The sequence below is a fragment of the Dyella sp. GSA-30 genome (genome assembly GCF_027924605.1).
Classification (GTDB): Bacteria; Pseudomonadota; Gammaproteobacteria; order Xanthomonadales; family Rhodanobacteraceae; genus GSA-30.
In genome coordinates this window covers 3,816,232-3,831,458 of the sequence record NZ_AP027042.1, presented here as the reverse complement: position 1 = coordinate 3,831,458, position 15,227 = coordinate 3,816,232, and the positions used below count along the sequence as shown (strand labels likewise).

12 protein-coding genes are annotated in these 15,227 nt (G+C 59.7%); 7 read left to right on the top strand and 5 right to left on the bottom strand.

Annotated features, from left to right (window positions below; genetic code table 11):
- The first annotated feature begins 10 nt into the window (after window positions 1–10).
- The 3 genes from QMG46_RS16380 to QMG46_RS16370 are packed head-to-tail and all read left to right on the top strand — an operon-like array spanning window position 11 to window position 3,672.
- Window positions 11–1,474: a cytochrome P450 gene (locus QMG46_RS16380; RefSeq protein WP_281848914.1), complete on the top strand. Its 1,464-nt coding sequence runs from the start codon at window positions 11–13 to the stop codon at window positions 1,472–1,474.
- Between the two features lie 30 nt (window positions 1,475–1,504).
- A complete protein-coding gene (locus tag QMG46_RS16375) occupies window positions 1,505–2,902 on the top strand; it encodes an MATE family efflux transporter (RefSeq protein ID WP_281848913.1) in 1,398 nt (465 codons plus the stop codon).
- The gene (locus QMG46_RS16370; RefSeq protein ID WP_281848912.1) at window positions 2,899–3,672 is read left to right on the top strand and encodes a thioesterase II family protein; all 774 of its coding nucleotides are present in this window, start codon (window positions 2,899–2,901) and stop codon (window positions 3,670–3,672) included. The genes QMG46_RS16375 and QMG46_RS16370 overlap by 4 nt, the downstream gene beginning before the upstream one ends.
- Window positions 3,673–3,680: 8 nt before the next feature.
- Here QMG46_RS16370 and QMG46_RS16365 read toward each other — a convergent pair whose 3' ends face one another.
- The 4 genes from QMG46_RS16365 to QMG46_RS16350 all read right to left on the bottom strand — a co-directional run bounded on the left by QMG46_RS16365 (window position 3,681) and on the right by QMG46_RS16350 (window position 7,321).
- A complete protein-coding gene (locus QMG46_RS16365; RefSeq protein WP_281848911.1) occupies window positions 3,681–4,604 on the bottom strand; it encodes a flavin reductase in 924 nt (307 codons plus the stop codon).
- Between the two features lies 1 nt (window position 4,605).
- A complete protein-coding gene (locus tag QMG46_RS16360) occupies window positions 4,606–5,235 on the bottom strand; it encodes a class I SAM-dependent methyltransferase (protein ID WP_281848910.1) in 630 nt (209 codons plus the stop codon).
- Between the two features lie 61 nt (window positions 5,236–5,296).
- Complete coding sequence (locus QMG46_RS16355; protein WP_281848909.1) at window positions 5,297–6,565, bottom strand: deoxyribonuclease II family protein; 1,269 nt, start codon at window positions 6,563–6,565, stop codon at window positions 5,297–5,299.
- Between the two features lie 63 nt (window positions 6,566–6,628).
- Window positions 6,629–7,321, bottom strand: coding sequence for a response regulator transcription factor (locus tag QMG46_RS16350; RefSeq protein WP_281848908.1), 693 nt, complete (start codon window positions 7,319–7,321; stop codon window positions 6,629–6,631).
- A gap of 185 nt (window positions 7,322–7,506) precedes the next feature.
- On the opposite strand from QMG46_RS16350, the gene QMG46_RS16345 reads away from it, so the two are divergent.
- The 4 genes from QMG46_RS16345 (at window position 7,507) to QMG46_RS16330 (ending at window position 12,026) form a co-directional block, all read left to right on the top strand.
- The gene (locus QMG46_RS16345) at window positions 7,507–7,779 is read left to right on the top strand and encodes a hypothetical protein (protein ID WP_281848907.1); all 273 of its coding nucleotides are present in this window, start codon (window positions 7,507–7,509) and stop codon (window positions 7,777–7,779) included.
- Window positions 7,780–7,866: 87 nt separating this feature from the next.
- The gene (locus QMG46_RS16340) at window positions 7,867–8,151 is read left to right on the top strand and encodes a hypothetical protein (protein WP_281848906.1); all 285 of its coding nucleotides are present in this window, start codon (window positions 7,867–7,869) and stop codon (window positions 8,149–8,151) included.
- A gap of 166 nt (window positions 8,152–8,317) precedes the next feature.
- Complete coding sequence (locus QMG46_RS16335) at window positions 8,318–10,255, top strand: sensor histidine kinase (RefSeq protein ID WP_281848905.1); 1,938 nt, start codon at window positions 8,318–8,320, stop codon at window positions 10,253–10,255.
- Between the two features lie 31 nt (window positions 10,256–10,286).
- The gene (locus QMG46_RS16330; RefSeq protein ID WP_281848904.1) at window positions 10,287–12,026 is read left to right on the top strand and encodes an RICIN domain-containing protein; all 1,740 of its coding nucleotides are present in this window, start codon (window positions 10,287–10,289) and stop codon (window positions 12,024–12,026) included.
- A gap of 68 nt (window positions 12,027–12,094) precedes the next feature.
- Here QMG46_RS16330 and QMG46_RS16325 read toward each other — a convergent pair whose 3' ends face one another.
- A complete protein-coding gene (locus QMG46_RS16325) occupies window positions 12,095–15,124 on the bottom strand; it encodes a TonB-dependent receptor (RefSeq protein ID WP_281848903.1) in 3,030 nt (1,009 codons plus the stop codon).
- Window positions 15,125–15,227 lie beyond the last annotated feature (103 nt).

Below are 15,227 nucleotides of genomic sequence, written 5' to 3'. Positions count from 1 at the left end.
GAAAGCCATCATGAACACGAACGCTGAAGCCTCTGAATTGGATGTGGAAGACGTGGGCGAACTGAAGTATTCGCGTACGGTCGACGATCTGCCTGGCCCGAAGGGGTTGCCGTTCTTCGGCAACCAGCTGCAGATGCGCGGGCAGCAATGGCATTTGAAGCTCGCGAAGTTCATCCGCGAGTTCGGGCCGATCTATCGCCTGAATGCGTTCGGCATCCCGATCGTCGTCGTCTCGGACCGCGCGGCCATCAGCAGCTTGCTGAAAGAGCGCCCTGACGGCTTCGAGCGCAACCGGGGCCTTCGGGCACGGATGAACGAGCTGAAGGTGGGCGGCGTATTCACCGCCGAGGGCGATGACTGGCGCAAGCAGCGCAAGCTGGTCATGGGCGGCTTGAGCTTCGACGTCATCCACAACTTCTTTCCCACCATGGGAGATATGACCGAGCGCATGCTTCAGCGCTGGAAGGCCGCCCTGGCGAGCGGGAAGCCCGTCGACCTGCGTCGCGACCTGAAGGCGCTGGCACTCGACATCATCGTCGGTATCGCCATGGGTTACGACCTTGGCGTGGTCAATGACGACGACAACCAGTTGCAGCACAATCTGGATAACCTGCTGGAGCGTCTTGCCAGCCGGGGCACCGCGCTATACCCCTACTGGCATCACTTCAAGCTGCCGGTAGACCATGCGGCCGACAAGTCCGCAACCGATGTCGAGCAGACGGTGCTCGGATTTATCACGAGCACACGCGAGCGCCTCAAGCAGCAACCGCATCTGCGCGACAAGCCGGCCAACATGCTGGAGGCCATGATTGTTGCGAGCGAAGACCCCGATTCGGACTTTACCGACCAGGAACTCATCAGCAACGCGATCGCAAGCGTGGTGGGCGGTATCGACACCACGGCCAACTCCATCGCCTGGATGATCAACATGCTGGCGAAAAATCCCGACGCCGCCGCCAAGCTGACGGCCGAAGTCGACGCGGTTCTGGGCGATGCACCGCTGTCGCGCGAATGGGAACAGATGAAGCAGCTCCCTTATCTGGATGCGGTGCATAACGAAACCCAGCGGCTAAGGTCGGCGACACCCTTCCTTGGCTTCATCAGCAAAAACGACAGCGTCATCCTCGATACCTTTATCCCGAAAGGCATGGTGATCTTCGTGCCGACGAACTTCGGTGACGGGCTGGACGACGCGCACTTCCCGCAGCACGAACTCTTCCAGCCCGAGCGTTGGATCTTCGAGCAGAAGCCGCACCGGGACGACGATCCCTCGCGCAAGGTTTTCCCGTTCGGTGGCGGTGCACGCCTGTGCCCCGGTCGCTTCCTGGCCCTGACCGAGATCAAGGTCGTGGTATCGATGATCATGCGTAACTTCGAATTGGAGTTCGATACCGGCGCGCCACCGGTCCTGCAGGTCATGAATTTCTTCATGGGACCCAGCGCGGTGCCTGTGCGGTTGAAATCCCGTGTTTAGTACTGGCGCCGCAGCGCGAGGAACATCGCCTTGAACTCGAATGATGCCGGCCTCTATTTCCGGGTAGCCAGGAAAGTCCTGAATGTCTCGTTTCCCTTGATGGGGGCGATGCTCGGGAACCTGATCATGATGCTCGTCGATCGCATCTGCCTGGCGCGGTATTCGAGCGACACCCTGGTCGCCTCCGGTCCGGCCATCCATACCGCGATGGCGATCGTTACCTTCTTTACCGGGTTTGCAGGCTTTTCGAGGTCCTGCGTTGCGCAGGCGTTCGGGCGGTCAGGACAGGGGCAGGCTGCGTATCAGGCCGCGGTAGGCATCCTGGTTGGCGCCGGGCTCGCCACCATCCTGTTAGTGATGGCACCGCTTATCGAGTTGATTCCCTTCCTGAGCAACCGACCCGCAGCAATTACCCATCTGGAATCGCAGTTTCTTTATTGGTCGGCCTACTTCGGCAGCGTCATGACGTTGAACATGGCGCTTTCGTCCTATTTCAGCGGGATCGGTAAAACACGAGTGACCTTGATCGTCGGGCTGATCGGCCAGCTGGTATCCATCGTCATGATCATTGGCCTGGTATTTGGCAAGTACGGCTTACCCGAACTCGGCATGCGCGGTTCGGCCCTGGGAACCTTGTCCGGCACGCTGGTCATGCTGGGTTGCTATCTGGCCTACATGCCCAGAGACGTGTGGGGCCATCTGAAAGGGCTGATACTCAAGCGTGGCGATTCGGTCGGGAGCGAGTTTTTCTCGCGCATACGAAAGGGCTTTACCATCGGCGGTTCGGCGGGTATCACCAATCTTGGAAGCGCGGCATTCGTCTGGATTGTGGCCGGCCTGGGCACGATCGGGCTTGCAGCCAACAACGTCAATTTGACCGTCAACTATATCGGCGGCGTTCCGCTTATCGGCTTAGGCATTGGTTGCAGCGTGTTGTGTGGAAATGCGCTTGGCCAGGAAGACTATCCGCAGATACCCAGAATTCTTTTCGTTACGATGGCGATCGAGTTGACCTATGTCGCCATCATCGCCTTTTTCCAGATAGTGACGCCGACGCTGTTGTTGACCCCGTTCGGATTGCCCGACAAGCCCGAAGAGATCCGGCAGGTATCCGTCGCGACCGCGCGCGTGCTGTGGCTCTACACGGTCGCCTTTGCATTCTCCATGACCGGAGGCGCGGTGCTGGAAAGTTTCGGCCTGACGAGGTTTCTGTTCAGCACCCGCATCGTGTTGCTGTGGGTACTGAGCATTCCGGTGACCTATGCGATCACCGCGACGCACCTGGGCAACGCCAGCTTCCTGCCCACCTGCTGGGTCGTCGGCTCGATCTTCGAGGCGTCCATTGGTGCTATGTACTTCTGGCGTATCTGGTTGGCGGTAAGGAAGCGCCAGAATGGCATCGTGCTGGCACAGCCGGCGACCCCATGACGTTCGAAAAGGAGGCGCGCTTGCAAAGCCCTACGATATCGCCGGAGCGCTGGTTCAGGCGTTTTGGCCCAAGCACTGCTGTGCAACGTCGCCTGGTGTGCTTCCACCATGCGGGCGGTGGCCCCTCATTGTTTCGGGAATGGCACAAGGATTTTCCTCCGCATACGGAGGTGCTGGCCGTAGCCACCCCAGGAAGGGAGACTCGTTTCAAGGAAAAGCCGGTGACCGACATGCGTGTCCTGGTGGACATGCTGGTGCAAGTCTTGCCGCTGGATCTGCCTTTTGCGTTCTTTGGCCACAGCCTTGGCGCCGTGATCGGTTTCGAATTGGCCCGTCAGCTGCACGAGCGCGGACAGCCCGTTCCGGAACGCCTGTTTGTATCGGCATCGCCTGCGCCGCATCTTTGCCGCAGACAGATATCGCGCGCGCGACTTGGCGACACGGAGCTGTTGCAACTGTTGGAACGCTTTGGCGGCACGCCCATGGAGGTTCTCGAACATCCCGAGCTTCGCCAGATCGTGCTATCGACCCTGCGCGCCGATTTCAATCTGATCGACGAATACAGCGTATCGGGCGACTGCCCGATGCGCCTTCCCATCACGGCGTACGCAGGCATCGACGACAACCACATCAGTCTCGACAGGATTCAGGCCTGGGAGCGTTGGGCAACGGAGGCCTTCAGTTGCCACGCGTTCGCGGGCGATCATTTTTACCTGCTCCGAAACCGCCAGGCACTGACTGCCAGCATGCTCACATGCTGGGGGACGTAAGGCCGGGATCAGGCTTCGGCAAACGGTGTGCCTTGCCGGCGCCGATAGGCTTGATGAAAGCCCGCTGTGTGGTGCAGTTGATCGCCTTCTGCCAGTTTTTCGTCGGAAACGACGCGGCCGAGGAAAAACATGTGCGAGCCGATCTCCTGGCTGTGCACGATGCTCAGTTCCCGAATACGCAACGCCGTCGCGACCGCGGGAATGGCAAACTCTCGCGACAGCCGTGCGGACATCGGAAGTGCATTCCAGTCTGCGGGCGGCTGTTTATGGTGCTCGCTGAACTGGTAAACGACCTTCTTCATTGTCGCCGGGATGTCCGACAGCGCTACCCGGCGCGCCTCGCGCATGACGGGCATGGAAACGTTGGTGCTACGCAGTCCGAGTGAAAACAGTCCGCTGTGCTCCAGTGGCCCGATCAGATCCATCGGAAAGATATTCCGGTGCCCCGGCGCGTCGACGGAAACAAGAACGACCGGCCGCGGACACAGATAGGCAATCATCAGCTGCTGTACCGCAGCAGCGTCCATGGCCAGGTGATGCGGCGCGCGGCTTTTCGACATGGCGCGACTCTGAAGCCACGCGTTCCACGGGCGTCGTGGCCAGCCGAGACAGCGCTGTGAGCCGCTGGCGACGTGATACAACGCGAGCGGCGTATCTTCTGCGGCAATTGACGCCGCCCGCACCAGTCGTAGTACGCCAAGCGTTTGTCCCGTCGAGCGATCGCGATATTCAAGTACAGGACGTTCGCCTGCATCGAGGCTAGTCGCGATCGTCAGCGGCTTGAGCGAAGCGACAGTATGGTCTGCGGTGACATCCGCCGATTTACCAGCCCAATGCAAGGTGGCGATGACCGCCTGTTGCGGCGGGGCCACGGAGATTGTCGACCATTGCGGCAGGGGGCGAACCAGTGGCCTTATCCAGTCCTTCCACATCTCAGACGCGCCGAAACAGCAGGAACATATAGAGGTCGGTGGCCAGTCCCAAGCCTCGCGGGCTGAGTCGTTCCAGCCGGAAGTAGGGGGCCGCGGCGCGAGCCACTACGCGCGGGGCAAAACGATGGATGCGACTTTCGCTCGAAATGGCATAGCGACCATGGCGCACCAGATTCAAGAGATTCGCCCGCCACCAGCCGTAGCGCACATCGCCAAGATAATAAGGGTTGAGCATGCTGGCCAGGACGAAGCCGCCCTGGTGCACTACGTGCGACAGATCTTCAAAGAGCGAGGTGTGATCCTCGAAATGGTTGAGGACCGCGAAGTTCGCCGTGACCCCTTGCACCTTGCAGGTCAGCGGCGGAGCCGTTGCAATGACCGTCTCGCGGGCGATTTCGTCACGGCAGTGCTGCGCCAGATACTCGCCCATCGCTGCCGAAGGCTCATACACGAAGGTCAGATGACCATGGGCAGCATAGGTCTTGGCGTCGATACCGGTGCCGGCGCCAAAATCGAGTACATCCGCACCCTCGGGCAACAGATCCAACGCCATCTTCAGAAACCTGTCGCGTACCGCCTGGTCCCGGGGCGAGGTCTGAATGAATTCGTGGTACTGCTCGCCAACATGCATGCGGTCGACTACCTCAAGCGTCTCGTCCGCGTGAGTGCCGGGCAGGCCGTGAAAGGTTGCCTCAGGGGCTGGTCATCATCGCCGACAGGCCCTGATTGAGCGCCTGGTCGTGAACAACAAAGAAGAGGCCGCCACGGCCGTTCTGCGACGCCTTGCAGTTGCCGCTGAGCGCGCCGTCCTGGTTCATGTCGCCGAAAATAACCTCGTCACTGCCGCTGTCGGTGCTTATACCCACCTTGGCGTGATTGTGATCGTCGCTGGCGCCACCTTCCAGGCCGAACGGAACGCCATCCCATTGGCCGCTGGTGGCATTGACCACCGCGCCGGGTTTACCCAGGCTCGCATCCCAGCAGCCGATCGGCGTCGACGCCGTGGTATCCGGAATCTGCCCGGGATTCGCCCACCAGTTGGCTACCTTCAGCGAGGTCCCGCCCAGGACGGCGGAGACCATCTGCCATGGCGGCACGTGCAGGGCAGACGGCTTGGAAATCATCTCCACGCCGCTCGACAACATGTCGTTGGATACGGTGGTGCTGGTGGACTTCTTGCCCAGCGCGGCCACCAGTGACTGGATATCCGTCGGGCCACCGTTGGAGACGATCTGCGCATCGGTCGGATTGGTCGCGACGCTGGCATTGCCCAGCGCCTTGAGGACTTTGGCCAGATCGTCGTGGGTCAGGCGCAGGGCGAAGAAATGTTGGCTGAACTTGATATTGTTGTCGTTGGATACGCAGCCCAGCGTATTGCCGGCCGCCCGAGGTTGGGCCGCGCTGCCCGAGCCGGGCCACGATGGCGTGGTGACCTGCAGAAGTATCCCGTTGCCGTCGTCGTCCCAGGCCACCATGCCCTTCGAATGCGCCCAGGGCGCCGAACACTCCTGGTTGCAGCCAGGTATCTGCGGATCGTTGTAGAACTGGTCGTTCCAGACGACGTAGTAATACTTGCCCGTGTATATCTGCCCGAAAGTGGCGCCGAGTGGATCATCGGCACTTTGTCCCAGGCAGGTGGCGCCCTTTGTCAGGCTGCTTTCGTCGTCGGTGGCGAATACGAACTGTTGGCCGACGTCGCGCGTGGATGGCGTGCCGCCGAAGGGGCAGGTTTCCTGCTGGGCGGCTCCGCACAATGGGAACGCCTTGGCGTTGAACTTGAAGACAAACCACCAGTTGACCGGGTGGTCCGCGGAAGACAGGGGCGAGGGGGATGAGCTGGCATGCACCCGCCTGGCAAGAGTGCTGGATGACTGAACGTGCGAAACGGGTTGCGATGTACAACCCCATAGAGCCATCCATAGCGACATCAGGATCAGCCAGGAGAATCGACGGATGTTCATGACTCTTTTCCTCCCAAGCGGGGTTTCCAGGTCCTGAAAGTCGGAGTATCTCTATCGCTCATGTCAATCCGGCAACAGCCCAAGCGTCCTGGCTTCGTAAATCGCCTCAGCCTTGGAAGTAACCTTGAGCTTGCTATAGATGCGCCGCACGAACGACCGCACGGTGAAATGCGACAGTTGCATGAGCCGGGCGATTTCCTGTGCCGTGAAACCTTTGGTAATGAGGTCGAGCACTTCTTTCTCGCGCCCCGATAACAAGTGAGGCGGGGCTGTGGGCTCGGGCGTAACGCCGGTGCTGGCCATGCCTTGTCGAAAACGAGCGAGAATCTGCCGCGCGATGATCGGACTGATCGGGCTGCCGCCACTGGCTACGCTACGAATTTCTTCGACTATCCTGACCGGTGAGCTGTCCTTGAGCAGATAGCCGGCGGCACCGGCTTCGATCGAGCGCATGACGTGCGTTTCGTCGCCAAAATGGGTGCTGACCAGGATGCTGCAGCTTGGCCATTGCGATGCCGCCGCGCGGATGACATCGATCCCCGAACCATCGGGCAATCCCAGGTCGACCAACAGCACGTCTACCGGTGGTCCTTGCACTATCGCCAGACCTTGCGCGCGGGTATTGGCCTGTCTGGCCAGACGCATATCCGCCGCGGCGCCTATTGCCTGGCTTATGGCCAGACAAAAATCAGGGTCGTCCTCGACGATCGCGATATTAATCAGGGGCGGATTTGAATCAATGCTCGCGGCTTCCATTAGTCAATAAATATACGGCGGATTTCCATTGCCAATTGTAGCGCCTTTGTTCTACAGACAATGCCACGGTTATAAATCAAATTTCTGCCGGTCAGGGAAACGGGTTAACCGGTTTTCCCGCTTGCAGCTATTGGTCGCATGGCTACAGGCATCTCTCTTGCGGCCGTCATCAGGGGGTAAAAACCATGTCGCAGATCATTGGTGGTTGGGGCGAGTTTAATTACGACGTATCGGCTGAAGCCAAGGCCGTGCTCACCGAGGCCCTGGGTGGCCTGGTCGGCGTGAAGTACGTGCCTCTGGCCGTTGCCACCCAGGTGGTGGCAGGGACGAACTACTGCTTTCTTTGCACCGGCACCAGCACTTCCTTGCCGTCGCCGAGCTTTCCGGCGCTGCTCTATGTGTACAAGCCGCTTTCGGGCGAAGCGCATCTTACCGCGCTCAACCCGATCCGGCCCTGATCGCGGCCGCAGGCTGCAAGGTGCTTATTCCGCGGCGAATGTCACCGTTCGTCGCGTCAGCAGGTACAAGCCAACAGGAGAAAAAACATGGCTGGATTCAAAGTATTCAACATGACCGACCAGGATGTCTGGATCACCATCTACGAGCCGTTCGGCAGGCAGATCGGCTATGGCAATGTGCCCAAGGGCGGCAGCCATGAGTTCACTTCGGGTTTTTACGCCATCGGTTCGCGATACAAGCTGCTTGCCGAATACCCGACCAAGGAGCCGCATCTCTGGTCGACCACGACGGGTCAGTATCTGACAAAAACGGACTACGACTCGATCAATATTCTTGGCAATTCAACAGGCGGTTTTTGGCAAAACCCTTGATTGCGTAACTGTGGAGACTCAAGGGCGCGTTTGTGCGCTCTTGAGTCGGCAAGGGCGGGTCGCTATACCCTCCGTCTCACTTTATTTTCAGCCACGCGACATTATCGAATTCATTTGTCACGGGCTCCAAAACTCGCGATATGCTCAGGAAATGAGAAGCCTGCCCGTGCCGCCCTTTTCCATTGTGGTGGCTATATTTTCCTTGATATTGCTGGCATTTGTGCTCACGGGATATGCGGGCCTGAGACATAATCCATCCCCCGATATCGCCCAGCATCTGACGCACGCCGACTGGCAGGTTCAGGACGCCTCCGGCTTTACCGCACCTCCGGCGGAATGGCGCGACACCGATCTACCCGATGCATGGAAACCGGTGACGTTGCCACTGGCCCTGCCGATCGACCTGTTGCGCCAGGCCAAGGCAGGGGCGGCTACGCATACCACTCAGGTGACGTGGCTCAGGCTCACAACGCCTAAAACACCCGATGGGTCCGGTCCCTTGGCCTTGTACGGCGCGAGGGTAAAAACCGATGGGACCATCGCCATATACGTCAATGGCCGCCTGGTACATCGAGCGCAGCAGGAGGGGCCGCTATGGAACAGCACCCGCACGCCGCTATGGGTGGCCCTGGATAAACCGGTAGACGGTTCGCCGACGGTACGGGGAATGGAGATCTTCATTCGTCTCGAGCATTCGCAGGACACCCAGGTTGCGTTGTCATCGGTATGGCTGGGGCAGGCCACTGCCTTGCGTCCGCGTTATCACGTACGCCAATGGCTGCAGCAGGAGTTGCCGGGCATGTTGAATGCCGCGTTCATGGCCGTTGGCGTATTCGCGCTTTTTGTATGGTTCAAGCGCCGTCATGAAACGGGCTATGTGTACTTCTTCGTGCTGGCGACCGTATCGTTTCTGCGCGGGCTTCATTTCTATGTTGCCGTCCCCATCGGCAACGACTGGTTTGCCTGGTTCACAGTCAATTCGCTGTTGTGGCTGGTGACGGTGGTGCATCTGTTTATTTGCCGGCTGAATGGGCGGCCGCTGCGCGTTGTGTCGCTTGGCATGACGATCGCAACCATACTGGTCGGCCTGTTGACCTTGCCCCCGCTGGCGGTCTGGCCCAACACGCCCAAGGTCACGCCTTTGATCTATGCCGCCGCCGGGCTGACCAGCGCCATGGTCAGTATCGCCGGCTGGGTGCTGGCAGGGCGTCACTCCAAGGAGGCTCGGCTGGTATCGGCGGGCCTGTTCCTGTGCACCTTGCTGGGCGTATCCGACTGGGCGGTGCAGAACAACGTCATCAGTCCGGAAGGCTGGTATCTGGGCGCTTATACCAATGCGATCACCTTCGCCACCTTCGGCATTCTCATGTATCGCCGGTATGTAGCTGCGATCGGAGAAGTGGAACGGATCAACGCCAGCCTGGCGCAACGCTTGCAAAGCCGTGAAACGGAACTTGAGCTGACCCATCATCGATTGCGCGAAGCCGAAACGCAGCGGGCGATCAGCGACGAGCGGCAAAGACTGATGCAGGATATGCACGACGGCGTCGGTTCGTCGCTGATCAGTGCCATTCGCCTGGTCGAGCATGGGGGCTTGAGCGATCAGAAATTCTCGCAGATCCTCAAGACCTGCCTGGACGACCTGAAGCTGACCATCGACTCGATGGAGCCGATCGAAGCGGATTTGCTGCTACTGCTCGCCACACTGCGGTTCCGTCTGGGGCCGCGTTTGGAAGGGGCGGGAATTACGTTGCTATGGGAAGTGCGGGAACTGCCTGCGCTTCACTGGCTCGATCGCTCCAGCGCGCTGCACATCTTGCGCATCGTCCAGGAAAGCTTTTCCAACATTCTTCATCACACCCAAGCTGCGCGGATTCGTGTCGGCACTGCGTTGGAAGCGGACGGCGTGCAGGTATCCATCGAAGACAACGGGCAAGGCTTCGATGTGGAAAAGGCACTTGGTTCTGCCACCGGACGTGGTTTGCATAACCAGCGGCGCAGGGCCGAAGCCATCGGCGGCAAGACGACATGGCATTCGAGCCCGGGAGGAACACGTTTCACGCTCTGGTTGCCGCTGGAGCGTGCCGAGATTGTTTTAGCGTAACACCGTAGCAAACACAAACCAGGGGGAACACATGTCATTTGAACCCGTACCAGGGCAGTACTACCGCCTCGTCGCCAAACACAGCGGGAAGGTTGTCGAAGTCCATCACAACAAGCCCGAACGAGGCATGCCGATCCAGCAGGGCGATTGGGTCGGTGGGGAGTATCAACAGTTCCAGTTTCACAAGACCGGGCGGTACTACAACATCGTGGCCCGATTCAGCGGACGAAGTTTCGATGTGCCTGGCGAGTCGACCGCCGATGGTGTGGGCATCATCCAGTGGGACAGACACGACTATTCGGCCAATCAGCAATTCGAGCTGCTGCCGGCGGGTGATGGCGCGTACTACATCGGAGCGCGGCAAAGCCAGAAGTTTCTCTGCATGAAAGAAGCCGGGACAGCGTATGGGGTACCGCTGGTGCAGCAGATATGGAACGGCGGCAAACACTTCCAGTTTTCGCTCGTGCCATGCGGGCCAACCATCGAGCCTCGCGCCCTGCGCGAAGCGGTGCTTCGTGGTGTGGATCCCATTCGCGATTCCGTGCTTTCGCTGGTCAACCTGATCCCTACGGCCGGTGGCGGCGTGAAGTTTCTTCTCGGCCTGTTCTGGCCGGAAACCGACGGAGCCCTGGTCGATCAGATTCGCGACTACGTGCGCAATGTCGCCCGACAGATGATCGACGAGGAGTACCTGAAGAACCTGGCCAAGGACATGGAAGGTATCAAGAACAACCTCAGGCAGTATGCGAAAGCTACAAGAGGTGCAGACAAAGGTACGTGGATGACGGCGGTATTGCAGAAGCTCGAATCCTCGCAACCTTATTATTTCGACGAGCGCGCGCCAGAGAAAACGCTTCCGCACCTGCTCACGCTGGGCACGATGCATCTGTCCGCATTGCGCGAGCGCTACGATAAATTTGAAGAGCTGTACGGCAAGAAATCCGACGATCCCGAGGGATTGCTCAAGGATCTGCAGGATCGCGTGACGCTTTATGTCGATGGCGCAAAGAAGGCGCGCGCCAAGACCCTGGAGTGGCGCCTCAAATACATCGAACTGTCCCAGCAAATGACCTACGTCAATGGGCAGGCGCACCATGACGTCTTCGTGGTCGAGGATCGTTACGACGGGTTTCGCTATGTCGCCGACACGGGTTATTTCGAGCGTAGCCGCACCGAAGGCAAGGAGGTCTATGAGGAGCGCAAACGCCAGGTCACGGAGGAGTTCAATGCGGAGCTGGATGCGTTGTTTGGTCCCGCGCTCGTCTGGCGATATATCAATCCCGCGTTGAAGGAGTTGCCCAAGACCGTGCGCGTCACGTCAAAGTCGGGGCTCTTCGGCGCCAAAAGAGGCACCGAATTCGATGGCGAGAAGGTCGTTGCATCGAACATTCCGATCACCGAGATCGGGATCAATCTCAACACGGCAGGTGACCGGGTTCTTGGGCTTCACATCAAGCGTGGCTCGGGAGGCATGAGCACCTGGGGTGCCTATACAGCGTCGGGCAACAAGCGAACGCATAACCTGGGCAAGGACGAGTTCATCGCCGCCGCATACGGCACCCATGGTGGCCCTGGCGATCCGTTGTATTCGCTCTACTTCGTGACCAACAAAGGGCACATCGTTGGCGGCGGCCGACGCGACATCGGCAAGCCCTGGGGCAGCGAACCGCCGATCGGCAGCGAGACGCAATTCGAAACCGTCTTTGGCTGGGCCAGTAACGACAGGATCGAAGGCCTCGGCTTCAAATGGTCTTACGCTCGCAAGGAATAATGGATATCGCTTGATCGACAACCACGCGCGGTCTCAATTCGGGAGACCGCGCGTGACGCATGCCCTGATCAGAAATCGTACGTCACTGAGAATCGGGCGTAACGCGGGTCTTGCGTATACAGCGGTACGCGGTAGATCGTGTTGAGCGTATTGGCCGGGCCCTCGCTTGCGGGGTAGCGGAAGATGGCTCGCTGCTGGTTGAGCACATTGAAGACGTTCGCCGAGAACGCCAGCCTCGAGTCGGCCCATGCGGGACGATAGGTCAGCCCCAGATCGAGTTGGAATGTCCAAGGTAGACGCCCATGGCTGCCGGGAGGCGAGGGCATGCCGTTGCACCAGCGATACGAACTGCCGTACGACACCGGATCGGTATGGTCGGGCCCGTAGTAGCCGGTGCAGACTTCCGGCGCGCCTGAAATTGCCTGCAGATTGCCGGAGACCTGCCATTCCGGCGTGAACTGCCAGTAGCCATAGGCCTTGATGGCATGTGTATGGTCGTTGCCCTGCGGGCCGTTGGAATATTCCATGACGTAGCGATTGTCCCAATCCACGCTACCGGCGGCGCCGCCTTGGCGTGTATCGGTTCGCTGTTGGCCTTCGGTATTGCCGTAGCTGCGCGAAAAGACGTAGTCGAGCTTGCCGTACCAGGTGCCATCGAAGCTGTGTTCGAGGAACATTTCCAACGAGTAGTAGTTACGCTTGAGCTCGGGAAAGCCGATCTCTTCACGGCTGAGCGGTACCTCGAACGGATGGCCGCTCGGGTCGAGCAGGGTGAAGGTATTGCCCGCGCCACCATTGACCAGATAACAGCTATTGGTGGATCCCACGGTGTAGCCGAGCGCAGCGGCCTTGGCATTGATCAGCGACACGTCGCAGAAGTCGTCGATAGCACTCAGCAGCTTGCGATAGGTTGCCTTGGCGCCATAGACCCAGTGATCGCCGAAAGACTTATCGAAGCCGAGGATGTATTCATCCTGATGCTCGGCCTTGAGGTTCTTGGCCGCGACCGTGCGTGGATCGGGCGGGATGCCGTAGGAGTTGTTGGCCGAGACCGGCTCGCTGATCTGAGTCAAACCCGTCGGTGCGCCCGTGGTCGGATCGATGCCGCCATAGGTGTAGTACTGCTGGGTCGATATATAGCCGGCCGCTGCGCCCGTGGCGGGATTCAGCGGCAAGCCCAGGTAATAGCGTCCTGCATTGGCAAAGACCTTGAAGCTGCTGTCGCCGTTCACGTCCCACGACACGCCCAATCGCGGCGCCCATTGCGGCTTGGTCTGCTTGATGAAAGGTGCGCCGAACTGGTTGTAGTCGGTGAACTGGTCATTGCGCAGACCGATCGACAGCAACCACCGGTCGCTGACCTGCCAGTTGTCTTCGATGTATTGCGCACGCTGGTCGGAACGTACATTGACCAGGTTGCCGACGACGTTGCGGCTGACGTAGTAGCCTTCCGCACCATTGGCAAAGCCGGCCGTGCCAGGCACGAAGTTGACGCCCGGCGCATCGGAAATAGGCTGGGTGGGGTCGGCCTGCTGACCGTAGCTCCAGACATAGCCGGGGCCCGGGCTCGACGTGCCGAAGGCGATCACCTTGGACTTCACATTGTCGATACCGGCCGAAAGCGTGTGGTCGCCTAGCTTGTACTCCAGATCGAGGCGGAAGTTGGTCGACTTGTTGCCGCGACGCGGGTCGCTGATATCGTCTACCTGATTGTTGTGAATCGCCGTGCCGCCGTTAAGTGCGGGATTTTCATTCTGCGAGCTGTCGACGCGAACCAGCGTGGGGTCGTATGCGCCCGGCTGATCGTAGTTCTTGCTGTTCATCTCACCGTACATCGCGCTCAGCGTGAGATTCTCGGTGATATAGCTGGTGTATTTGGCCACCCAGAGGTCGCCGCCGGTCTTGGTGTTGTCGACGGGGCCGATGGTGCCCGTGCGATGGAGATCGGCGTAATCGTAGCTATAGCGCGTTCCGCTGCCTTCGCGCTTGTCCGCGGCACCGGTCAGTTCAAAGATATTGTTGTCGTTGATGTTCCAGTCCAGTTTGGCGTACCAGCGCGGACTGCGGTAATCGATGGTCGATGCCGGCGTATTGTTGCCGACCTCGTTCACATTGTGCTGGCCGACCTTTTCAAACTCACCGGCGACGAAGAAAAACAGCTTGTCCTTGATCAATGGGCCGCTCGCGTAGGCGCTGACGGTCGTGGTCCATTGTTCGTTCTGGCTACGTGGCTGATAAAGGCTGCCAGCCGGAGCGGAAGCGGGGATGCGCGCGTAGTGCAGATCAGTCTGGTCGGCGCGTGCCCACTCGGGCTCCCATAGAATCTGAGCACCAAAATGCCAATCGTTGCTGCCACGCTTGCCGACCTGGCTGATGACGCCACCATCGGAACGACCATACTTCGCGCTGTAGCCGCCGGTATAGACCTCCTGCTGATCGATGGCGCCGTAGGGCAACTGCAGGCCGCCCTCGGCATTCAGCGGATCGGTGGTGTTGAAGCCATTGACGTAGTACGCATTCTCGTTGGACGCGGCGCCGCCGAAACTGGCGATGGAGTGACCCGTGTCGCTCTTGAAATTGCCGCCATTGTTGACCACGCCAGGCGCCAGACGCGCGATCGCCTCGGCATTGCGTCCCAGGGGGAGCTTGGCCAATTGTTGTGAGGTGATCACGGTGCGCGAATCGACGCTGGTGACGTCGATGCTGGGCAGGGCATTGCCCGTGACAGTGACACCGGATAGTGCCGTGACGTCCCCTTGGGTTGCTGTCGTGGGTGCCGCAAACGACACATCGGTGCCTTGTCCTACGCGCAGGCCGACATCCTTGCGCGTATCGACGGGCTTGCCATCGCGCATCAGCGTGACCGTATAGCTGCCAAGCGGCAACTGCGACACCGCATAGCGCCCTCGCGCATCGACAGGTACTTCACGTCGAATGCCCGTCCCGCTCTCGACAACGACGGACTGGTTGTCGCCGGCCGGTACGCTGCCGTTGATGCTGCCGGTAGTCGACTGTGCATGGGCGACTGTCAGGGTGCCGATGCCTGCAACAATGGCAAGAGTGAGCGCAGTGGTACGAATAAAGCAGGTGTTGTTCATGCATTCCCCGGGGAGTGAGAGCCGAAAATCCGGCAACAGGCACCCGCGGTACGCCACTAAGTGGGTACCGGGTTCGCTACAGGCCTGGGTCACACCCTCCCCG

Bases quoted from the DNA above. Each gene is read 5' to 3' on its own strand.
- QMG46_RS16380 (WP_281848914.1), top strand. From the start codon at position 11: ATGAACACGAACGCTGAAGCCTCTGAATTGGATGTGGAAGACGTGGGC.
- QMG46_RS16370 (WP_281848912.1), top strand. From the start codon at position 2,899: ATGACGTTCGAAAAGGAGGCGCGCTTGCAAAGCCCTACGATATCGCCG.
- QMG46_RS16365 (WP_281848911.1), bottom strand. From the start codon at position 4,604: ATGTGGAAGGACTGGATAAGGCCACTGGTTCGCCCCCTGCCGCAATGG.
- QMG46_RS16360 (WP_281848910.1), bottom strand. From the start codon at position 5,235: ATGCATGTTGGCGAGCAGTACCACGAATTCATTCAGACCTCGCCCCGG.
- QMG46_RS16355 (WP_281848909.1), bottom strand. From the start codon at position 6,565: ATGAACATCCGTCGATTCTCCTGGCTGATCCTGATGTCGCTATGGATG.
- QMG46_RS16350 (WP_281848908.1), bottom strand. From the start codon at position 7,321: ATGGAAGCCGCGAGCATTGATTCAAATCCGCCCCTGATTAATATCGCG.
- QMG46_RS16345 (WP_281848907.1), top strand. From the start codon at position 7,507: ATGTCGCAGATCATTGGTGGTTGGGGCGAGTTTAATTACGACGTATCG.
- QMG46_RS16340 (WP_281848906.1), top strand. From the start codon at position 7,867: ATGGCTGGATTCAAAGTATTCAACATGACCGACCAGGATGTCTGGATC.
- QMG46_RS16330 (WP_281848904.1), top strand. From the start codon at position 10,287: ATGTCATTTGAACCCGTACCAGGGCAGTACTACCGCCTCGTCGCCAAA.
- QMG46_RS16325 (WP_281848903.1), bottom strand. From the start codon at position 15,124: ATGAACAACACCTGCTTTATTCGTACCACTGCGCTCACTCTTGCCATT.